The sequence below is a fragment of the Yinghuangia soli genome (genome assembly GCF_021502675.1).
GTDB classification, from domain to species: domain Bacteria; phylum Actinomycetota; class Actinomycetes; order Streptomycetales; family Streptomycetaceae; genus Yinghuangia; species Yinghuangia soli.
The window spans coordinates 66,778-87,741 of record NZ_JAKFHA010000020.1 but is presented as its reverse complement, the minus strand read 5'-3'; the positions used below and the strand labels follow the sequence as shown (position 1 = coordinate 87,741).

19 protein-coding genes and 1 pseudogene are annotated in these 20,964 nt (G+C 72.5%); 12 read left to right on the top strand and 8 right to left on the bottom strand.

The window, feature by feature from the left end; all coding sequences use genetic code 11:
• The first annotated feature begins 140 nt into the window (after positions 1-140).
• Both LZ495_RS27980 and LZ495_RS45375 read left to right on the top strand, forming a co-directional pair.
• Entirely contained in the window at positions 141-1,091 is a 951-nt protein-coding gene (locus tag LZ495_RS27980) for an ABC transporter ATP-binding protein (protein WP_235055742.1), read from the top strand.
• Between the two features lie 5 nt (positions 1,092-1,096).
• A complete protein-coding gene (locus tag LZ495_RS45375; protein WP_372498656.1) occupies positions 1,097-2,230 on the top strand; it encodes an ABC-2 transporter permease in 1,134 nt (377 codons plus the stop codon).
• Here LZ495_RS45375 and LZ495_RS27975 read toward each other — a convergent pair.
• A pseudogene (locus LZ495_RS27975) lies at positions 2,187-2,774 on the bottom strand (molybdate ABC transporter substrate-binding protein); the annotation flags it as partial. The gene LZ495_RS45375 and the pseudogene LZ495_RS27975 sit on opposite strands and share 44 nt — an antisense overlap.
• 167 nt (positions 2,775-2,941) lie before the next feature.
• Here LZ495_RS27975 and LZ495_RS27970 point away from each other — a divergent pair.
• The 8 genes from LZ495_RS27970 (at position 2,942) to LZ495_RS27935 (ending at position 11,365) form a co-directional block, all read left to right on the top strand.
• Positions 2,942-3,709: an IclR family transcriptional regulator gene (locus LZ495_RS27970; protein ID WP_235055695.1), complete on the top strand. Its 768-nt coding sequence runs from the start codon at positions 2,942-2,944 to the stop codon at positions 3,707-3,709.
• A gap of 169 nt (positions 3,710-3,878) precedes the next feature.
• On the top strand, positions 3,879-5,099 hold the full coding sequence (locus LZ495_RS27965; RefSeq protein ID WP_235055694.1) for a 4-hydroxybenzoate 3-monooxygenase: 1,221 nt from the start codon (positions 3,879-3,881) through the stop codon (positions 5,097-5,099).
• A gap of 73 nt (positions 5,100-5,172) precedes the next feature.
• Positions 5,173-6,198: an amidohydrolase family protein gene (locus LZ495_RS27960; RefSeq protein ID WP_235055693.1), complete on the top strand. Its 1,026-nt coding sequence runs from the start codon at positions 5,173-5,175 to the stop codon at positions 6,196-6,198.
• 86 nt (positions 6,199-6,284) lie between these two features.
• Positions 6,285-6,974 (top strand): 4-carboxy-4-hydroxy-2-oxoadipate aldolase/oxaloacetate decarboxylase, encoded by a 690-nt coding sequence (ligK, locus tag LZ495_RS27955; protein ID WP_235055692.1) that lies wholly within the window; start codon positions 6,285-6,287, stop codon positions 6,972-6,974.
• A gap of 2 nt (positions 6,975-6,976) precedes the next feature.
• Positions 6,977-7,915 (top strand): amidohydrolase family protein, encoded by a 939-nt coding sequence (locus tag LZ495_RS27950; protein WP_235055691.1) that lies wholly within the window; start codon positions 6,977-6,979, stop codon positions 7,913-7,915.
• A 50-nt stretch (positions 7,916-7,965) separates the two neighbouring features.
• Positions 7,966-9,249 carry a protocatechuate 4,5-dioxygenase subunit alpha gene (ligA, locus tag LZ495_RS27945; protein ID WP_235055690.1) on the top strand — a complete coding sequence of 428 codons (1,284 nt, stop codon included), beginning with the start codon at positions 7,966-7,968 and terminating at the stop codon, positions 9,247-9,249.
• Between the two features lie 113 nt (positions 9,250-9,362).
• Positions 9,363-10,337, top strand: coding sequence for a Gfo/Idh/MocA family oxidoreductase (locus LZ495_RS27940; RefSeq protein ID WP_235055689.1), 975 nt, complete (start codon positions 9,363-9,365; stop codon positions 10,335-10,337).
• Positions 10,338-10,342: 5 nt separating this feature from the next.
• The gene (locus LZ495_RS27935; RefSeq protein ID WP_235055688.1) at positions 10,343-11,365 is read left to right on the top strand and encodes an aldo/keto reductase; all 1,023 of its coding nucleotides are present in this window, start codon (positions 10,343-10,345) and stop codon (positions 11,363-11,365) included.
• Between the two features lie 175 nt (positions 11,366-11,540).
• On the opposite strand, the gene couO is transcribed toward LZ495_RS27935, so the two are convergent.
• Genes couO through LZ495_RS27910 form a run of 5 tightly spaced genes read right to left on the bottom strand, consistent with a single transcriptional unit; the run spans position 11,541 to position 17,880 of the window.
• Complete coding sequence (gene couO, locus LZ495_RS27930) at positions 11,541-12,467, bottom strand: 4-hydroxyphenyl-beta-ketoacyl-CoA hydrolase (protein ID WP_235055687.1); 927 nt, start codon at positions 12,465-12,467, stop codon at positions 11,541-11,543.
• Between the two features lie 25 nt (positions 12,468-12,492).
• A complete protein-coding gene (locus LZ495_RS27925) occupies positions 12,493-13,440 on the bottom strand; it encodes a 3-hydroxyacyl-CoA dehydrogenase NAD-binding domain-containing protein (RefSeq protein WP_235055686.1) in 948 nt (315 codons plus the stop codon).
• Positions 13,437-15,437, bottom strand: coding sequence for an acetoacetate--CoA ligase (locus LZ495_RS27920; protein WP_235055685.1), 2,001 nt, complete (start codon positions 15,435-15,437; stop codon positions 13,437-13,439). Before LZ495_RS27920 ends, LZ495_RS27925 begins: the two co-directional genes overlap by 4 nt.
• Positions 15,434-16,291: a crotonase/enoyl-CoA hydratase family protein gene (locus LZ495_RS27915; protein ID WP_235055684.1), complete on the bottom strand. Its 858-nt coding sequence runs from the start codon at positions 16,289-16,291 to the stop codon at positions 15,434-15,436. Before LZ495_RS27915 ends, LZ495_RS27920 begins: the two co-directional genes overlap by 4 nt.
• The gene (locus LZ495_RS27910; RefSeq protein WP_235055683.1) at positions 16,288-17,880 is read right to left on the bottom strand and encodes an acyl-CoA synthetase; all 1,593 of its coding nucleotides are present in this window, start codon (positions 17,878-17,880) and stop codon (positions 16,288-16,290) included. The genes LZ495_RS27915 and LZ495_RS27910 overlap by 4 nt, the downstream gene beginning before the upstream one ends.
• Positions 17,881-18,017: 137 nt before the next feature.
• On the opposite strand from LZ495_RS27910, the gene LZ495_RS27905 reads away from it, so the two are divergent.
• The gene (locus LZ495_RS27905) at positions 18,018-18,488 is read left to right on the top strand and encodes a MarR family winged helix-turn-helix transcriptional regulator (RefSeq protein ID WP_235055682.1); all 471 of its coding nucleotides are present in this window, start codon (positions 18,018-18,020) and stop codon (positions 18,486-18,488) included.
• A gap of 72 nt (positions 18,489-18,560) precedes the next feature.
• On the opposite strand, the gene LZ495_RS27900 is transcribed toward LZ495_RS27905, so the two are convergent.
• On the bottom strand, positions 18,561-19,151 hold the full coding sequence (locus LZ495_RS27900) for a helix-turn-helix domain-containing protein (RefSeq protein ID WP_235055681.1): 591 nt from the start codon (positions 19,149-19,151) through the stop codon (positions 18,561-18,563).
• A 96-nt stretch (positions 19,152-19,247) separates the two neighbouring features.
• On the opposite strand from LZ495_RS27900, the gene LZ495_RS27895 reads away from it, so the two are divergent.
• A complete protein-coding gene (locus tag LZ495_RS27895; protein ID WP_235055680.1) occupies positions 19,248-20,684 on the top strand; it encodes an MFS transporter in 1,437 nt (478 codons plus the stop codon).
• Here the strand turns inward: LZ495_RS27895 and LZ495_RS27890 are convergent.
• Positions 20,644-20,841, bottom strand: coding sequence for a CsbD family protein (locus LZ495_RS27890; protein WP_235055679.1), 198 nt, complete (start codon positions 20,839-20,841; stop codon positions 20,644-20,646). The genes LZ495_RS27895 and LZ495_RS27890 overlap by 41 nt on opposite strands.
• Positions 20,842-20,964: the final 123 nt, after the last annotated feature.

Below are 20,964 nucleotides of genomic sequence, written 5' to 3'. Positions count from 1 at the left end.
TGAGTCCGGGTAGTCCCTTAGATCGCCAGGACGAGGTGCTGATCTTCGGGGTTCTCCAGAGTTGGGGGCGACGATGACGCGGGGGGTGTGTCCGGCGTCATCGTCCTTCCGAATGTCTGCCGATGCCCGACGAGGACGCGATGATCGAAGCCCAAGGCTTGACGAAGAGGTACGGCAGCAAGCTGGCGGTGGATCAGCTCTCTTTCCAGGTGCGGCCGGGCACGGTGACCGGGTTCCTGGGGCCGAACGGTGCGGGCAAGTCGACGACGATGCGGATGGTCCTGGGGCTGGACTCGCCCACGGCCGGCAGCGTGCTGGTCAACGGGCGGCCATACCAGTACTTGTCGGCGCCGCTGCGCGAGGTGGGGGCGCTGCTGGACGCGAAGGCGATGCACGGCGGGCGTAGTGCGTTCAACCACCTGCTGTGCCTGGCGCAGAGCAACGGCATCCCGCGGCGCCGCGTCGACGAGGTCCTCGACATGGTCGGCATCACCGCGGTGGCGAAGAAGCGGACCGGGGGCTTCTCGCTGGGCATGGGGCAGCGCCTGGGCATCGCGTCGGCGCTGCTGGGCGATCCGGGGATTTTGATGTTCGACGAGCCGGTCAACGGCCTGGACCCGGAGGGGATCCTCTGGATCCGCAATTTGATGAAGGCGCTGGCGGCCGAGGGGCGGACGGTGTTCGTGTCGAGCCACCTGATGAGCGAGATGGAGGTGACCGCAGACCATCTGATCGTCATCGGGCAGGGCCGGCTGATCGCGGACACGACGATGCGGGACTTCATCGAGCGGAACTCGCAGGCGTACACAGTGGTCCGGTCCCCGCAGGCGGAGCAGCTGGCGGGGTTGGTCACGGCGAAGGGCGGCACGGTCGCGCCGGACGGGGACAGCGGTGCGCTGCGCGTGACCGGTCCCGAGCCGGCCGCGATCGGCGACCTGGCCGCCGAGCACGGCATCGCCCTGCATGAACTCTCGCCGCGTTTCGCCACGCTGGAAGAGGTCTACATGCGGCTCACCCAGGATTCCGTGGAATACCGGTCGGGCACGGCCGGGCAGGCCCCGCACACCTCTACCCGCGGAAGCGAGGCTTGAGCATCGTGTCCATCCCCACCTCAGGGCAGGCGCCCACCGATGTGCTGAACGGCGACGGGCCCGGTCCATCGGCGAACGGGCGGCGGAACGGCCTGGGTTCGGGCTGTTCCGAGCAGGGGCCGGCCCTGGCCGCGCCCGGGCCGTACCGGCAGACCCCGGCCGGCAGCCTGCACTTCACGCGCATGCTGCAGTCCGAGTGGACGAAGATCCGCACGGTCCGCTCCACTATGTGGTCGCTCATCGTCATGGTCGTGCTGATCGTCGGCATGGCCGCCCTGCTCGGCGCGACCATCGACAGCCCGGACGACGAGGGCAAGGACCCGACCGTCGTGCTTGCGCTGGGCGGCACGGTGATCGCGCAGATCGCGGCGGCGACACTGGGTGTGCTCACCATCTCGGCCGAGTACACCACCGGCATGATCCGCTCCACGATCACCGCCTACCCGCGCCGCCTCACGGTGCTGGCCGCCAAGTCGGTCGTCTTCGGTGTGCTGATGTTCCTGGTCGGACTGCTTGCGTGCTACCTCGCCTTCCTCGTCGCCGACGGGATGTTCTCGCGCGACGTGGCCGCGGACTCCACGACCCGCGAGATCGTCAAGGGCGTGCTGGGCTGTTCGACGTACCTGGCCTTGCTCGGCCTGTTCAGCCTCGGTGTCGGCACCATGCTGCGGCACTCGGCCGGGGCCATCACCGCGGTCCTCGGCTTCGTGCTCGTGCCGACGATCTTCGGTGGGTTCATCCCGGGCAAGTTCGGCGAATGGGTGGTCGTCTACTCGCCGACGGCACTGCTGACCAAGATGGTGGCGCCGTACGGCGAAGTGGAGGGCGGCATGGGCGGCGGCCTCGGGCCGTGGCCCGGCATGGTCCTGATGGCCTGCTACGCCTCCGCGGCACTGGCCGGTGCGGCCGCGCTCATCAAGTCGCGCGACGTCTGTCCCGGGCCGCGGCGAAGTCCCGACCGGCCTTGTCCGGGCGGGACTTCGCCGCAGCATCACGCGCTCGGTTTCGTCAGTCCTCGGCCTTGGCGGCGCTCATTCCGCGTGTCCCGGCTACCTTCAGTGCCGCGTCTGAAGCGAGGAAGTCGAGTACCTCGCGGGCGAGTTGCGGGTGCGCGGAGGAGGTCAGGACGCCACCTGTGAACGTGGACTCGATCGCCGTGTCGCCGGGGAGCGGCCCGATGACGAACACGCCTGGCAGGTCCATGAGTTCGCTGTGCTGCTGGAGTGCCAGGTCGGCTTCCCCGGCGCTGAGGAGGCTGCCGGCCGGGACTCCGGGCGGGGCCTGCACCAGGCGGTCGCGCAAGGCGTCGGCGAGGCCGAGGCGGTCGATCAGCTCGAGGAGCGCGGTGCCGCTGGGGCCGGTGGAGTAGGCGATCCGGGCGGCGCCGAGCAGGGCGGCCGGCAGGTCGGACTCGGTGGCGAACGGCGGGACAGGGGCGCCGGAGGGGACGGCGGCGACGACCGGCGACGTCCACAGCGGGCGGACCGTGCCGGTCGCGAGGAGCCCTTCCCCGGCGAGTGCGGCCATCGCGTCGTCGGCGAGGACCAGCACATCGGCCTCCGCGCCCTCGCGTACCTGCCGGGCGACGGCGACGCCGCCCGCCGACTCGAAGTGCAGTGCGATCCCGTCGTGCGAGCGCCCGAACTCGTCGGCCAACTCGGCGAGGATCTGCCGGGTCGCCATCGAGGAGAGTCCGCGGATCGGCACGGCTCCGCCGCCGGCGGCAGGGCGGGGCCCGTGCGGGGCGGTGTGGGCTTCTTGTCCGGTCATGTCGTGTCAGCCTCCTTGCATCGCGCCGATGGTAGAGCGTGTGGCGGGGCGGCTCGGCGCGGGTCTGGGAGACTTGCCCGGTGAGCACACCCCAGACCACGGCGGCGGGAAAAGTCCTCAAAGTCCTGTCGGTGTTCGACCGCGAGCACCAGGCGCACACGCTGTCGGAGATCGCCCAGCGCACCGGCCTGCCGCTCAGCACCGCGCACCGGGTGGTCGCCGAACTGGCCGCCTGGGGGGCCGTCGAGCGCGGCGAGGACGGGTCGTGGCACATCGGGTTGCGGCTGTGGGAGATTGCCTCGGGCTGCCCGCGCACCCAGATCCTGCGGGATGTGGCGCTGCCGTTCATGCAGGACCTGTACGAGGCGACGCACGAGAACATCCAGCTCGCGGTACGCGAGGGCACCGAGCTGGTGTTCGTCGAGCGGATCGCCGGGCACCGCTCGGTGGAGCTGCTCACATCGGTGGGCACCCGGTTCCCGATCGGTTCGACCGGGATGGGGCGGGTGCTGCTGGCGCACGCCACCCGGGACATCCAGGAGGCGGTCCTCGAATCGCCGCTGCCGACCTGGACACCGCACACCGTGACCGACCCCGACACGCTGCGCGCCCAGCTCGAGGGCATCCGGCGCGAGCAGGTCTTCGTCAGCGACCGGCAGCTGTCCGAGACCACGGTCGCGGTGGCCGCGCCGGTGCGGGTGGGCCGGACCGGACCGGTGACCGCGGCGCTGGGCATCATCATCGCGGCGCGGGACGCGCGCCGGTCGCGCGGGCTGCGCGAGCCGGTGCTGCGGGCGGCGTTCGAGATCTCCGAGGAACTGGGGCGCCGGGCCCGTACCGCCGACTGAGGCGCCGGGCCGGGGCCGAGGGCGGACGACGGAGACGACGGAGACGACCGGGACGACGGGCGGGACCGAAGCCGATCGGACTTCCGCCTGACGGAAACCATGCTGACCGGGGGTGCCCCGGCCTGCCAGCGTTCGGCTACCTGCACGTCCGCTGTCCCCAGGAGCTCCCATGGCCGATGCCGCCGCCGCCGACGTCGACACCGTCACGTCGGTCCCCGTAGTCATCGTGGGGGCCGGCCCGGCCGGGCTGATGCTGGCGCACCGCCTGGGCCGCGCGGGCATCGAGGCGATCGCCCTCGACACCCGCACCCGCCACGAGATCGAGACCACGCAGCGGGCCGGCATCCTCGAGGCCGGGGTGGCCCGGGACCTGGTCGAGACCGGGGTGTCGGACCGCGTGCTGCGGGACGGGCACGAGCACCAGGGCGTCGAGCTGCGCTTCGCCGGCCGCCCGCACCGGATCGACTTCCAGGGCCTGGTCGGCGCGTCCACCTGGCTCTACCCGCAGACCGACGTCTTCATCGACCTGGCCGACGCCCGCAAGCGCGACGGCGGCACCGTGCACTTCGGGATCTCCGGCACCGAGGTCCTCGACATCACCACCGCCGCCCCCCGGGTCCGCTACACCGCCCCGGACGGGACCCGCCACGAGATCCGGGCCCGGTACGTGGTCGGCGCGGACGGCTCGCGCAGCATGTGCCGCGGCCTGGTCCCCGAGGACCGGCGCGTGCGGTACACGAAGGAGTACCCCTTCGCCTGGTTCGGCATCCTCGCCGAGGCGCCGATGAGCGCCCCCGAGCTGATCTACGCGCACTCCGCGCACGGCTTCGCGCTGATCAGCCAGCGCAGCACGACCGTGCAGCGGATGTACTTCCAGTGCGACCCGCAGGAGTCGGTCGACGCCTGGTCGGACGAGCGCATCTGGGAGACCCTCCAGGCCCGGGTGGCCGGCGAGGACGGCTTCCGGCTCGAGGAAGGCCCGATCTTCGAGAAGACCGTGCTGCCGTTCCGGTCCTTCGTGCAGCAGCCGATGCGCTGGGGCTCGATGGTGCTGGCCGGGGACGCCGCGCACACCGTGCCGCCGACCGGCGCCCGCGGCCTCAATCTCGCGCTGCACGACGTCAAGGTGCTCGCCGAGGTGCTGATCCGCACGCTGGGCAGCGAGGGCGACAGCGCCCTCGACGACTACCAGCCGCGCGCCCTGCAGCGCGTGTGGCGGGCCCAGAACTTCTCGTACTGGATCACCCAGTTGCTGCACACCGCGCCCGGCGCCGAGCCGTTCGACCTGCAGCGCCAGCTCGGCGAGCTGGACAACGTGGTCGGCACGCGCGCCGGACGCACCTATCTCGCCGAGCAGTACACCGGCTGGCCGACCGGCACCGGGGACTAAGGAGGCCGCCGGACCCCCGCGGTCCGGCCGGCACCGCGTCCGCCGACCACCAGCCGATCCCAGGAGACCACGCATGATCATCGACTGCCACGGGCACTTCACCACCGCACCCGCGCAACTGGCCGCATGGCGCGACCGGCAGGTCGCCGCCGCCGGCCACCCGGCCGCCGCACCGGACCCCGACGACCTGCGCATCAGCGACGACGACCTGCGCGAAGCGGTGCGGACCAACCAGCTGCGGCTGATGGACGAGCGCGGCAGCGACCTGACGATCTTCTCGCCGCGGGCCAGCTTCATGGCCCACCACATCGGCGACTTCGCGGTCTCCTCGGTGTGGGCGCGGATCTGCAACGACCTGGTGTACCGGGTGAGCACGCTCTTCCCGGACCGGTTCGCGATGGGCGCGATGCTGCCGCAGTCGCCGGGCGTCGACCCCGCGACCTGCGTACCGGAACTGCGCCGCGCGGTCGAGGAGCTCGGTGCGGTGACGGTCAACCTCAACCCCGACCCGTCGGGCGGCAAGTGGACCGCGCCGCCGCTGACCGACCGCAGCTGGTACCCGGTGTACGAGGCGATGGCGGAGTACGACATCCCCGCCATGATCCACGTGAGCACCTCGTGCAACCCGGCGTTCCACACCACCGGCGCGCACTACCTCAACGCCGACACCACCGCGTTCATGCAGCTCGTGCAGGGCGACCTGTTCAAGGACTTCCCCACCCTGCGCTTCGTGATCCCGCACGGCGGCGGCGCGGTCCCGTACCACTGGGGCCGGTTCCGCGGCCTGGCGATGGCGCTGGGCAAACCGGACCCCGAGGCGCTGCTGGACAACGTCTTCTTCGACACCTGCGTCTACCACCAGCCCGGCATCGACCTGCTCACCAAGGTAGTCCCGGCCCGGTCGGTGCTCTTCGCGAGCGAAATGATCGGCGCGGTCCGAGACATCGACCCGGACACCGGCCACTACTTCGACGACACCAAGCGGTACGTCGAGGCCACCCCGAACCTCACCGCCGAGGAACGGGCCGCCGTGTACTCCGGCAACGCCCTGCGCGTGTACCCCCGGCTCGCCGCCCGCCTCGCCGCGGCCGGCCGCTGACCCCGGCGCCCCCGCCCGATCCTGCACCGCCCACCGCTGACCCGAGCCGACCCGAGCCGACCCCGGCCGACCCAGGAGACGAACGCATGCAGCACACCGAGATCGGCGTCGTGCACACCAAGATCACCCGTGCCGAGCCCGAAGCGGTCGCCGCACTCTCGCAGTTCGGCGTCGCCACCATCCACGAGGCGATGGGCCGCGTGGGCCTGATGCGCCCGTACATGCGCGGCGTGTACCCGAAGGCGCGGCTGTGCGGGACCGCGGTCACCGTGCTGCTCCAGCCCGGCGACAACTGGATGATGCACGTCGCCGCCGAGCAGATCCAGGACGGCGACGTCGTGGTGGCGGCCTGCACGACCGAGACCGAGGACGGCTACTTCGGCGACCTGCTCGCCACGTCCTTCCGGGCCCGCGGCGCCAAGGGCCTGGTCATCGACGGCGGCGTGCGCGACGTGGCCGACCTGGAGGAGATGGACTTCCCGGTCTTCGCGCGCGCGATCAGCGCCAAGGGCACCGTCAAGGCCACCCTCGGCTCGGTCAACGTGCCGGTGGTCTGCGCGAACGCCCTGGTCCGGCCCGGCGACGTCGTGGTCGCCGACGTGGACGGCGTCGTCGTGGTGCCGCGCGAGCGGGCCGCCGAGGTCGCCGCGGCGGCCGCCAAGCGCGAGGCCAACGAGGGCGCCAAGCGCGAGCGCTTCCGCGCGGGCGAACTCGGCCTGGACATCTACGACATGCGCGGCCCGCTGGCCGAGCTCGGCCTGCGCTACGAGGACTGACGATGACCGACACCGCAACCGGCAGCACGGCCTTCGAGAAGACCCCCGGCTGGCTGGACTGGTACGACGGCCCCAGCCGCCCGCGGTTCGAGCTGCCCGCGGGCGCCGTCGACGCGCACTGCCATGTCTTCGGCCCCGGCGCGGAGTTCCCGTACGCGCCGGAGCGCAAGTACACCCCGTGCGACGCGTCCAAGCAGCAGCTGTTCGCGCTCCGCGACCACCTGGGCTTCGCCCGCAACGTCGTGGTCCAGGCCACCTGCCACGGCGCCGACAACCGCGCCATGGTCGACGCGCTGCGCGCGTCCGGCGGCCTGGCGCGCGGCGTGGCGACCGTGCGGCCGACGATCACCGACGCCGAGGTGCGCGAGCTGCACGAGGCCGGGGTGCGCGGGGTGCGCTTCAACTTCGTCAAGCGGCTGGTCGACGCGGCGCCGCGCCAGGACCTGCTGGACGTGGTCGCGAAGATCAGGCCGTACGGCTGGCACGTGGTCGTCTACTTCGAGGCGGCCGACCTCGCCGACCTGCGCGAGTTCTTCCTCGGCCTCGACGTGCCGCTGGTCGTGGACCACATGGGCCGCCCGGACGTCGCGGCGGACCCGGACGGGCCCGGCTTCACGGCGTTCCTGGACTTCATGCGGGCCCGGCCCGACATCTGGTGCAAGGTGACCTGCCCGGAGCGGCTGTCCGAGAGCGGCCCGGCGGCGCTGGACGGGGAGCAGCACGCGTACCGCGACGTCGTGCCCTTCGCGCGGCGCGTGGTCGAGGAGTTCCCCGACCGGGTGCTGTGGGGTACGGACTGGCCGCACCCGAACCTGACCTCCCACATGCCCGACGACGGGCTGCTGGTCGACTTCATCCCGCACATCGCGCCGAGCGCGGAGGCGCAGCACAAGCTGCTGGTCGCCAACCCGATGCGGCTGTACTGGCCGGACGCCGGCTGACCTCGGAACACCCACGGACAGACCGACGCCACCGACGATTGGAACCCGGCATGTCGCTGGACAAGACTTACAGGCTGGTCCCGGGGACCACCATTTTCGACTCGGAGCAGTCCGCCAAGGGCTACCACCTCAACCAGTTCTGCATGTCGCTGATGCAGGCCGAGAACCGCGCCCGCTTCGTCGCCGACCAGCGCGCGTACCTCGACGAGTGGCCGCTGCGCGAGGAGCAGAAGCAGGCGCTCCTGGACCGCGACCTCAACGCCGCGATAGCCGAGGGCGGCAACATCTACTTCCTGGCGAAGTGGGGTGCCGCGCTGGGGCTTTCGTTCCAGCAGATGGCCGGCTCGATGACCGGGATGACCGAGGAGCAGTACCGCGACATGATGGTCGGCGGCGGCCGCTCGATCGACGGCAACCGGCTCGACCACGCCGTCCTCGAGGCCGCGTACGCCGACCCGGAGCCGCCCGCCGAGCACGCCGTGATCACCGGCGCGGTCTTCACGTCGCATGTGCCCGCCATCGGTGCCGCGCTGGACCACGGCAAGACCGAAGAGCCGTACTGGAAGCCGGTCTTCGAGGGCTACGAGTACTCCAAGCAGTGGATCGCGGACAACGTCCCCGACGTCGTCTTCCTGGTCTACAACGACCACGCCACCGCGTTCGATGCATCGATCATCCCGACGTTCGTGCTCGGCACCGGCGCGTCCTACCCGACCGCCGACGAGGGCTACGGCCCCCGCCCGGTCCCCGGCATCGAGAGCGACCCGGACCTGGCCGCGCACATCGCGCACGCGCTGATCCAGGACGATTTCGACCTCACCCTCGTCAACGACATGGTGGTCGACCACGGCCTGACCGTCCCGCTGTCGCTGATGTTCGGGGACGTCGAGAAGTGGCCGTGCAAGGTCATCCCCTTCCACGTCAACGTGGTGCAGTACCCGGTGCCGTCGGGCGCCCGCTGCTTCAAGCTCGGGCAGGCGCTGCGCAAGGCGGTCGAGTCGTACGGCAAGCCGCTGAACGTGCAGATCTGGGGGACCGGCGGCATGAGCCACCAGCTCCAGGGCCCGCGCGCCGGACTGATCAACCGGGAGTGGGACAACGCCTTCCTCGACCGGCTGATCGCGGACCCGGCCGGGCTGGCGCAGGTGCCGCACCTGGACTACGTCGAGAACGCCGGCTCGGAGGGCATCGAGCTGGTCATGTGGCTGATCGCGCGCGGCGCGATGGGTGACGTCGACGGTTCGGGCGAGGTCGAGGTCCGGCACCGCTTCTACCATGTTCCGGCGTCCAACACCGCTGTCGGGCACCTCATCCTCGACAACCGGAATCCCTGACCCCGGGACTCCCGACCCCCGGGACTCCCGACCCCGGGATTCCGCCCACCCGCAGTGCCGAGCACCACCCGAGAACCACCCGCGGACCGGCGCGTCCGCCGCGAAGGAGTGACATGACTGTCGAGCAGACCATCCGGGTCGCGCTGGCCGGGGGCGGCGCGTTCGGCGCCAAGCACGCCGCCGCGCTGAAGCGGATCAAGGGCGTCGAGGTGGCCGCGGTGGTGAGCAGCACCCTGGAGAGCGCGCAGCGGTTCGCCGAGGAGCAGGGCGTGGGCCGCGGCGTGGCGACGCTGGACGAGGTGCTGGCGATGGACGACGTCGACGCGGTCATCCTCGCCACCCCCACCCAGATGCACGCCGCGCAGACCATCGCCTGCCTGGAGGCGGGCAAGCACGTCCAGGTCGAGATCCCGGTCGCCGACTCGCTCGCGGATGCCGAGGCGTGCCTGGCCGCGCAGGAGCGCACCGGGCTGGTGGCCATGGCCGGGCACACCCGCCGCTTCAACCCGAGCCACCAGTGGGTGCGGCAGCGGATCGCGGCCGGCGAGTACAACATCCAGCAGATGGACGTGCAGACGTACTTCTTCCGGCGCAAGAACCTCAACGCGCTGGGGCAGCCGCGCTCGTGGACCGACCACCTGCTGTGGCACCACGCCGCGCACACCGTCGACCTGTTCGCGTACCAGGCCGGTTCGCCGGTCGTGCAGGCCAACGCCATCCAGGGGCCGATCCACCCGGAGCTCGGCATCGCGATGGACATGTCCATCCAACTGCGCGCGGAGAGCGGCGCGATCTGCACCCTGTCGCTGTCGTTCAACAACGACGGCCCGCTGGGCACGTTCTTCCGCTACATCGGCGACACCGGCACCTACATCGCGCGCTACGACGACCTGTTCACCGGCAAGGACGAGCCGATCGACGTGAGCGGCGTGGACGTGTCGATGGACGGCATCGAGCTGCAGGACCGCGAGTTCGTCGCGGCGATCCGCGAAGGCCGCGAACCGAACTCCTCGCTTGCGCAGGTCATGCCGTGCTACCGCACGCTGGCCGCGCTCGAGGAGCAGCTCGCCGCGGCCGCGAAGGCGTGACGCACATGACGGACGTGCCGGACGCTTTCCGGGCGCCCCGCCGGATCGGCCCCTTCGAGGTCCCGGCGGTCGGTCTCGGCTGCATGAACGTCAGCCACGCCTACGGTGTGGCACCGGCCCCGGAGGACGCCGAACGCCTGCTGCGCGCCGCCCTCGACGAGGGCGTCGTGCACTTCGACACGGCCGCGCTCTACGGCTTCGGTGCGAACGAGGAACTGGTCGGCCGGGCCCTGGGCGCGCATCGGGACCGGATCGTGCTGGCCAGCAAGTGCGGCATGACCGGCGTCGACGGGCGGCGCGTCATCGACGGGCGGCCGGAGACCATCCGGCGTACCGCGGACGAGGCGCTGACCCGGCTGAAGACCGACGCCATCGACGTGTATTACCTGCACCGGCTCGACCCGGCGGTCCCGGTCGAGGACAGCGTCGGGGCGATGGCCGAGCTGGTCGACGCCGGGAAGGTCCGGACGCTCGGGCTGTCCGAGGTCTCCGCCGCGACCCTGCGCCGGGCGCACGCCGTGCACCCGATCGCGGCGCTGCAGAACGAGTACAGCCTGTGGTCGCGCAACCCGGAGCGCGGGACGCTCGACGCGGCCGCCGAACTGGGCGTGGCGCTGGTCGCGTTCAGCCCGCTGGCCCGCGGATTCCTCACCGGCGACGCACCCGACATGGCGACGCTGCCGGAGAAGGACATCCGGCGGAACATGCCGCGCTTCGATGCGGCGAACTACCCCGGGAACCTGCGCCTGCGCGCGCGGCTCGAGGAGATCGCGGCGGGCGCCGGCTGCACGCTGGCCCAGCTCGCGCTGGCCTGGGTGCTGTCGCGGGGCGGGCATGTCGTCGCCATCCCGGGCACCCGGTCGGTCGAGCACCTGCGCGAGAACATGGCCGTCCTCGACCTGGTCCTGCCGGACGAGGTGCTGCGGGCGGCGGGCGACGTGCTGAACGCCGCGACCGTGCACGGCGCGCGGTACAACGAGGCGACCCTGCCCGAGATCGACACCGAGCGGTGCGGGATCGCGGGCTGACCCAGGGCCGGGCGCCGCGTCAGGGGCGGTACAGCGGCGCCGGTCCGCACACGAACGGTCCCGGGCGACACTCCGTCGCCCGGGACCGTTCGTGTTTCCGGCCGTCCGAAGGCCCCGGAAAAGCCCGCGGCACCCGGGCCGCTCGGGCGCCGGGTGCCGCGGGTTCCGCGAGGGGTCAGCCGGTGGCAGCCGGCGCGCCCCCCTCGGCGGTCGCGGCCCGGCCACCGGTACCGGCGGTGTCCAGACCGAGCATGCGTACCGCGTTCTCCTTGAGGATCAGCGGCCGTACCTCGTCCTTGAGGTCGAGCTTGTCGAAGTCGGCGCGCCAGCGCTCCGGGGTGAGCACCGGGAAGTCCGAGCCGAAAAGGACCTTGCGGCGCAGCAGCGAGTTCGCGGCGCGCACCAGCTGCGGCGGGAAGTACTTCGGGGACCAGCCGGACAGGTCGATGTAGACGTTCGCCTTGTGCGTGGCGATCGAGATGGCCTCGTCCTGCCACGGCACCGACGGGTGCGCGAGGACGATGGTCAGCTCGGGGAAGTCCGCGGCCACGTCGTCGATCAGCATCGGGTCCGAGTAGCGCAGCTTGATGCCGCGGCCACCGGGCAGGCCCGCGCCGATGCCCGTCTGCCCGGTGTGGAACAGGGCGGGCACGCCGGCCTCGGCGAGCACCTCGTACAGCGGGTAGAACGCGACGTCGTTCGGCTCGAAGGCCTGCAGGCTGGGGTGGAACTTGAAGCCGCGTACGCCGTGCTGCTCGACGAGCCGCCGGGCGCGGGCGACCGAGGCCTTGCCGCCGTGCGGGTCGACGGACCCGAACGGGATGAGGATGTCGGCGTGTCCGGCCGCCGCGTCGGCGATCTCCTCGCTGGACAGCGCGGGGTGGCCGGTGGCGGCGGAGGCGTCGACGGTGAAGACGACCGCGGCGGTGCGGGCCGCGCGGTAGTGCGCGGCGATGCGGTCGATGGTCGGGGTGCGGTCCTGGTCGGCCTTGAAGTAGGCGGCGGACGCGTCCAGGAGTTCCTGGTCGAGCGCGTAGCAGCCGTGGCCGTCCTGCTCGACGTGCACGTGCACGTCGATGGCGTCGATGGCGCTGAGGTCCATGGGGTTCCTCCGGAAGCGGGGTGGGTCAGGGCAGGCCGGCGCCGGCCTTGGCGGCGAGCAGGACGCGCAGGAGCGCGTCGCGGCGGGCGGCGAGTTCCGGGCCGGTGATGCCGGCGAGCGCCTCGTCCACGCCGGCCACGAGCTTCGCGGCCAGCTCCGGGGTGAGGGACGGGTCGCCGAGGTCGCGCCACCACGCCTCGGTCGGCGGGCCGAGGTGTTCGAGGATGTGCGCGATGCCGCCGGGGCCGCCGGACAGGTGCTGGTTGGCGAACGGCCCGAGGATCGCCCAGCGCAGGCCGGGGCCGTACGCGATCGCGGTGTCGATGTCGGCGACCGTCGCCACGCCGCGGTCCACGAGCGAGTACGCCTCGCGCCACAGCGCGGCCTGGAGCCGGTTGGCGATGTGGCCGGGCAGTTCGTGCCGCACCCGGATCGGCTTCTTGCCGACCGCGGTGTAGAAGGCGAGAGCGGCCTGGACGGCGGATTCGTCGGTGCGTTCGCCTGGCACGACCTCGACGAGCGGGATCAGGTGCGGAGGGTTGAACGGATGGCCTACCAGGGCGCGTCCGGGGTCCTTGGCGCATTCGCGGGCGAAGGTGCTCGCCCCCATCCCGGACGAGCTGCTGGCCAGCACGACCCCGGGCCGGGCGGCGGCGTCGAGGCGGGCGAAGAGGCCGCGCTTGACGTCCTCGCGCTCGGGGCCGTTCTCCTGGACGAAGTCGGCGGCATCGGCGGCTTCGGCCGGGTCGGCGGTGAACGCCAGGCGGTCGGGGCTCGCACCCTCGGCCAGTCCGGCGTCGGCGAGCAGCGGCCAGTGCGCGGCGACGTCGGCGCGCAGCCGCTCCTCGGCGCCCGGAGCCGGGTCGGTGGCCACCACGTCCAGGCCGTGCGCCAGGAAGTGCGCGGCCCAACTGGCGCCGATGACGCCGGTCCCGACCACCGCGACGCGGGACACGCCCGCGGCGGTGTTCATCGGCCCTGCCGTTCCGCCGCGATCGCCAGGAAGGCGTCCAGCGCGGTCGGGTCGGCGAGCGTGTCGGGGCCGATGACGTCGGCGACGTCGGCCCCCAAGAGGATGCGCTTGACCGGGAGTTCGAGCTTCTTGCCGGTGCGGTTGCGGGGGATGACCGGCACGGCGGTGACGGAGTCCGGGATGTGCCGCGGGGACAGTGCGCCGCGCAGTTCGCGGACGATGCGGCCGCGGAGGGCGTCGTCCAGCCCGCCTTCGGCGGGGACCACGAAGAGCAGCAGCTCGCCGTTGCCGCCCGCCGGGTCCTCGACGTGGACCACGAGGCTGTCGGCGATGCCCGGGATCTCCTCGACGACGCTGTAGAACTCGGCGGTGCCCAGGCGCACTCCGCCGCGGTTGAGGGTGGCATCCGAGCGGCCGGCGATGACGCAGCTGCCGTTCTCCCCGAACCGGGCCCAGTCGCCGTGCCGCCAGATGCCGGGATACGTGTCGAAGTAGGCGTCGCGGTACCGGGATCCGTCGCTGTCGCCCCAGAAGCCGAGGGGCATGGACGGCATCGGCGAGGTGATCACCAGTTCGCCGAGCTCGCCGACGACCTCGTTGCCCCCCTCGTCGAAGGCCGCGGCCGCGACGCCGAGCGCCGGGCCGGAGATCTCGCCGGTCCACACGGGCTGCCAGGGACCGCCCTGCACGATGCCGCTGCACACGTCGGTGCCGCCACTGCCGACGTTGAGCAGGACGCGTGCGCCGAACTGCTCGTGCACCCAGCGGTAGCCCTCGGGCGGCAGCGGGCTGCCGGCGGCGCCGATGACGCGCAGCGCGGACAGGTCGTACGCCTTGGCGGGTTCGAGGCCGGCCCGGCGGCAGGCCATCAGGTAGCCGGGGCTGGCGCCGAGCAGCGAAGCCTTGGTCTCGGCCGCGATGCGCCACTGCGAATCGAGCTCGGGATAAAGGGGGTTGCCGTCCATGAGGACCGGGCTTGCGCCCACGAGCAGGCCGGAGACCAGCGCGTTCCACATCATCCACGCGGTCGTGCTGAACCACGCCATGCGGTCGCCGGGGCGCAGGTCCCAGCTGAGCGCGTGGTTCTTGAGGTGCTCCAGAAGGATGCCTCCGTGGCCGTGCACGATGGCCTTGGGGCGGCCGGTGGTGCCGGACGAGAAGAGCACGTAGAGCGGGTGGTCGAACGGGACGGGGTCGGCGGCAGGGCCGGCCGGGCCGGTCGGGTCCCCCGGGGCGGCGGGCGCCGCGAGCAGGTCGTCCCAGACGACCGCGTCGGCGAGTGCGCCCGGTCCGTAGGGGACGGCGACGACAGCGCGCAGGGACGGCAGCCCGGCGCGGATCTCGTCGACGGTGGCGACGCGGTCGATGTCCTTGTCGCCGTACCGGTAGCCCGGCACCGCGAGGAGCACGCTCGGCTCGATCTGCGCGAACCGGTCCACGACGTTGCGCGCGCCGAACTCCGGTGCGCAGCTTGCCCAGACCGCGCCGATGCTCGCGGTGGCGAGGAACGCCACGACGGTCTCGGGCAGGTTGGGCAGGTAGGCGACGACCCGGTCGCCGCGCCCGACGCCGAGGCGCTGCAGGCCGGCCCGGGCGCGGGCGACCTGGTCGCGCAGCTCGCCCCAGGTGAGTTCGATGCGCTCGCGGGTCTGCGAGTACGCGATGAGCGCGGTCGCGGTGTCGGACGCGCCGGCACCGCGCAGCGCGTGCTCGGCGTAGTTGAGGGTGGCCCCCGGGTACCAGCGTGCACCGGGCATGGTGCGGTCGGCGAGCACGCCGCCGGTCGGCGGCGTGGCGAAGCGCACGCCGAAGAAGTCCCGGATGTCGTCCCAGAACTGCTCCGGCTGCGCGACCGACCACGCGTGCAAGGCCTGGTAGTCGGGGAACTCGACGGCGCGCCTGGCGGCGACGTGCCGGACGAAGCGGCCCAGTTCGGTGGTGTCGAGGAAGTCGGCTGCGGGCGCGCGCAGCAGTTCGGGTGCGTCGTGCGCGGTCACGGCCGGCCCACCTTCCCGGCGCGCCCGTCCAGGAAGGCGCGCATGCGGGTCTTGGCGTCGTCGCTTCCGGAGGCGACGGCGGCCATCAGGGATTCGAGCAGGTAGCCCTCGGCCGGGTTGGCCTCGGCGATGCGCGGCAGCGCCTGGAGCACGGCGTAGTTGCTGATCGGGGCGTTCTCCGCGATGCGCTCGGCGAGTTCGAGCGCGCGTGCCAGGCCCTTGCCGCCGTCGACGAGGTACTGCGAGAGGCCGAGCCGTTCGCCCTCGGCGGCGTCCACCACGCGGCCGGTGAGCATCATGTCGGCCATGCGGTGCACGCCGATCAGGCGCGGTACTCGGACTGAGGCGCCGCCGCCCACGAAGAGGCCGTGCCGGGCTTCGGGCAGCGCGTAGAACGTGCTCGGCTCGGCGACCCGGATGTGCGCGGCGCAGGCCAGTTCCAGGCCGCCGCCGACGACCGCGCCCTTGAGGACGGCGACGACGGGGACGGTGCCGTGTTCGATCGCGTCGAACGCGCGGTGCCACATGCGGGAGTGCTGCAGCCCTTCGAACGTGTCGCGGTCGCCGAGTTCGGACAGGTCCAGTCCGGCGCAGAAGTGGTCGCCTTCGGCGTCCAGGACGATCGCCCGGACGTCGGCGGGCGGGGCGGCGAAGAAGGCGCCGAGGCCCTGCACGGTGGCGTCGTCGAGGGCGTTGCGCTTGGCGGCGCGGGCGATCCGCACGACGGCGACCGGGCCGTGCCGTTCGAGCTGCAGGGACGCGGGCAGGGCCGGCCCGGTGCCGTTCGGCGTTCCGGTCGGTGTCGCGGTCGCGGTCCCGGTCGAGGGGATCCGAGGGGCGGCGGGGTGGTTCACAGGTTTCCTTCCGGGGCGGCGAGTCCGGCCGCCCGGGCGCGCAGCTCGACCCGGCGGATCTTGCCGGTGGCGTTGGCCGGGAGTTCGGTGACGAAGACGAGGTACTTGGGGATCTTGTAGCGGGCCAGGTTGGCTTCGAGGTGGGTGCGTACGGCGGCTTCGTCGATGTCGGCACCCTCGCGGACCTGCAGGTACGCGGCGCCGACCTCGCCCCAGCGGGCGTCCGCGACGCCGACCACGCCGGCGTTGGCGATCTCGTCCAGTTGCAGCAGGACGGCCTCGACCTCGGCGGGGTACACGTTCTCCCCGCCCGAGATGATCATGTCCTTGACCCGGTCGGTGACGGTGGCCCAGCCGTCGGCCCCGACCGCGAGCAGGTCGCCGGTGCGGAACCAGCCGTCCACGAATGCCTCGTCCGACACGCCCGGCCGGTCCCAGTAGCCCTGGAACACGTGCGGCCCGCGGACCAGCAGCTCGCCCGGAGCCGCCGGTCCGGGTGCGCCCGCCTGCTCTGCCGGGCCGGGTTCCCCGGCCGGCGCGACGACGCTCCCGTCGCGCAGCATTGCCACGTCCGTGAAGAAGTGCGGGACGCCCACCGAAACCGGGTGCTCGGTCGCCCCTTCGGGCGGGGCCATGTAGACGCCGGGGGAGGCCTCGGTCATGCCGTAGCCCTGCTGGAGGCGCACGCCCCGGTCCAGCCAGGCCCGCGCGACGCGCTCCTGCACGGGCGAGCCGCCGTACACGACGGTGACCAGCGAGGACAGGTCGGCGGCCGGCCAGTACGGGTGCTCGCACATCATCTGGAGCATGGTCGGCACCGCCGAGAAGCTCGTGATGCGGGCTTCGCCGATGCGCCGCAGGATCTCCCCGACGTCGAACTTGGCGACCGGCTCGACGCTGCCGCCCTTGAGGAACGTCGGCAGGGTGATCTGCCCCAGGCCGGTGGCGTGGAACAGCGGCGAGATGCACAGCGCCCGCTCGTCCGGCCGGATGTCTATGTGCGCGAGCTGGTTGACGGTGTTCCAGGTCAGATTGCCGTGGCTGAGCACGGCCGCCTTGGGCCGCCCGGTGGTCCCCGACGTGTAGAGCAGCACCGCCGGGTCCTCCATAGCGACCCCCGGCACCCGCTCCGGCGGCGCCGAGTCCGCGACCGCCGCCTCGAAGGCGGGACCTGCCGGGATCCGCACCCGCACGGTCTCCGGCAGCGGCTCCGCGGCCGCCAGCAGCGCATCGGCGTCCGGGCTGTGCACGAGCACCGAGCTGCCGGAGTCGGCAAGCATGTAGCGGATCTCCGGCCCGGACAGCCGGAAGTTCAGCGGCACGGCGATGGCGCCGAGCAGCCACGCCGCGAAGAAGGTCTCGAACGTGCTTGCGGCGTTCACCCCCAGGTACGCCACCCGGTCTCCGTGCCGCACGCCCTGCGCGGCCAGGTGCCCGGCGAGCCGCGCGGTGCGGTCGGCCAGCACGGCGTACGTCCGGCTGCGGTCGCCCTCCACGAGCGCGACGGCCTGCGGCGAGATGCGGGCCCGGCGGGCCGGCCAGGTGCCGAGCCCGAAGTTGGCAGCGGTGCCTTCAAGTGCGGTGTTCATCGAGGGTTCCTCCGCGTCCAGGCATTGACAGGAACCCTTATATCAAGTTTCCGTACATTGGTCACGGCCCGAGGCTCCCCGGCAGGGGCATGCGAGACTCTGGGCGCACATGGCGGTGCCCAGACGAGGAGCGGCAGATGGCAGCACAGGGCAACACCGGCACCACCTCGGCGGAGGCCGCCCCGCCGCTTCTGCTCTATGCCGTCAAGCAGGTCGAACTCGCGGTCCGGGCCCACCTGGAGGAGGTGCTCCGCCCTACCGGCGTGACCACCCCGCAGTACACCGCGCTGACCGTCCTGGACCGCCACGAAGGCCTCACCAGCGCCGAACTGGCCCGCAACTCCTTCGTCACCCCGCAGGCCATGCGCGACGTCGTCGCCGCCCTCGAAAACCGCGGCCTCATCGCCCGCCACCACGACCCGGCCCACCGCCGCCGCCTGCTCATCACGCTCACCCCGGCCGGCACCGCCCTCCTGGCCGCCACCCACGACGCCGTCGACGCCCTGGAGGAACGCATGGTCGCCGGCCTCACCGCCGCCGAACGCCGCGCCTTCCGCGACTACCTCAACCGCGCCCGCACCGCACTCGGCGGCACCCCGGCCCAGTAACCGCCCGCGCGGCAGCCCCGCTGCGCCGCACAGCGCTGCGACCCGCGGTGCGGCGACCCGCGGTGCAGCGGCTCACGGTGCGGACGGCCGGGCCCGGACCACGGCCTGGTCCCCGCGCGGGCCGAACAGGTGCAGGATTTCCACGGTGTCCGCGTCCGCCGGGCCGAACCAGTGCGGCTCGGCGGTGTCGAACTCGGCCACCTCGCCGGGCCGTAGCGTGAACTCCTGCGCCCCGAGAATGAGGCGCAGGCGGCCGGCCAGCACGTACAGCCACTCGTAGCCCTCGTGGGTGACCAGCTCGGGCGGCCGGGGCGACAGCACCTGCTTGAAGACCTGGACGCGGCCCGGGTATTGCGTCAGCGGGACCAGTACGCTCCCGCGCTTCTTCTGCAGCGGGCGCAGGTGCACGCGGGGGTCGCCGCTGGCCGGTGCGGCCACCAGTTGGTCGAGCGTGACGCGGTGCGCCCGGGCCAGCGGGATGAGCAGGTCCAGCGTCGGGCGGCGGCGTCCGGCCTCCAGCCGCGACAGCGTGCTCACCGAGATCCCGGTCGAGGCCGCGAGCGCTTCGAGCGTCAGCCCCCGGCCGGTGCGCAGTCTGCGCAGCCGCGGCCCGATGGCGTCGAGAATCCGCTCCAGCTCCACGTCGTCGCTTCCGGTGTCCATGAGGCCCATTTTGCAGTCTTCGCAAAAACGCTGGGCCGCGGGCACCGCCCGGAACCACCCTGGCCAGGCACTGTTCCCGGACCCCAGAGGCAGCCCATGGCCACGATGACACTCCCCGCCGAGCCCATCCTGAGCGCGCGCCGGCGCTGGACGGTCCTGGCCGTCTGCTGCCTGAGCATGTTCCTGGTGGGACTGGACACCACCATCGTCAACGTCGGCCTTCCGGCCATCGGGCGCGACCTGGGCACCGACACGCGCGGCCTCGAATGGACCGTGGACGCCTACACCCTCGTCCTCGCCAGTCTGCTGGTCTCCTCCGGCGCACTCGCCGACCGTTTCGGCCGCCGCCGGATCTTCCGACTCGGGCTCGTGGTGTTCGGCGCCGCGTCGCTGGCATGCGCGGCCGCCCCGTCCGCAGGCGTCCTGATCGCGGCCCGCGCCGTCCAGGGGATCGGCGCCTCGATGCTCAGCCCCGTCGCACTCGCGATCGTGGTGAACGCCATGCCGGACCCCAAGGAGCGGGCCCAGGCGATCGGCATCTGGGCGTCGGTGTTCGGCCTGAGCATGGCGGCGGGACCGCTCACGGGCGGCGCGCTGCTGGACGGGCTCGACTGGCGGGCGCTGTTCTGGATCAACGCCCCGGTCATCGCGGGCACGCTGGTGCTGACCGCGCTGTTCGTCCCGGAATCCCGGGCGCCGCGGGCCCGGCGGCTCGACCTGCCGGGCCAGATCCTGCTGACCGCGGTCCTCGCCCTTGCGGTCGGCATCCTCATCGAAGGACCGCGCATCGGCTGGACGTCCCCGGCCGCGCTCGCCGCGTACACGGGAACGGCAGTCGCCGCTGCGGGGTTCGTACGCGTCGAGTCCCGTCGCCGCGAGCCCCTGATGGACCTGGAGCTGTTCCGCCGACCGGCGTTCACCGGCGCGGTCGTGGGAGCGGTCGCGGTCTTCGTCGCCCTGAACGTGACGCTGCTGCTGAACACGCTCTACCTGCAGCAGACCCGCGATTGGACGCCCCTGGCCGCCGGCGCGGCCACCCTGCCGCTGGCGGCAGGCGCGACCATCTGTGCTCCCTGGTCCGGCCGCATGGTCGGCCGCACCGGCCCGCGCCTGCCGCTGCTCCTCGCGGGCGGCTTCATGGCCGCCGGGGGCTTGTGCCTGGTGGGCCTCACCGCGCACACGAACGTGGCCGTCCTGCTTGCCGCGTACGCGCTCATCGGCATCGGCTTCGGCTTCGCCAACGCCCCGATTACCAACACCGCGGTGAACGGCCTGCCCCCTGCGCGCGCCGGCGTCGCCGGCGCCATCACCTCCACCGCCCGCCAACTCGGCTCCGCCATGGGCATCGCCATAGCCGGCGGCCTTGTCGCCTCCCGTCCCCCCGAAGACCTCGCCGAAGCCTCCCGCCCCGGCTGGTACCTGGTCGCCACCTGCGGCCTACTCCTCGCCGCCCTGGCCCGCACCACCCAGCGTCAACGGCCTCGGCCGGCGGTCACGACCCCTTGGGCTCGTCGCCGCGCAGCGAGTCCTTGACGCCTTCCGCCCGTTCGCGGAACGCCTCCGAGGCTTCCTTTACCTTGCCTTTGGCCTGGTCGGTCTCGCCTTCGCTTTCCAGGCGCTTGTCTCCGGTCGCCTTGCCGGCGACCTCCTTGGCCTTGCCGGTCAGCTTGTCCTTCGCACCGTTGCTCATCTGCTCATCCCTTCTGTGCACCGGAGGTCGGTCCGCATGAGCTGCCGCGCGGCGTGTCGACGCCGCCCGGGCCGGTTGCGGTCCAGCCGTGCGGCTACCCGCCCGGTCGGCGTGAAACCGGGC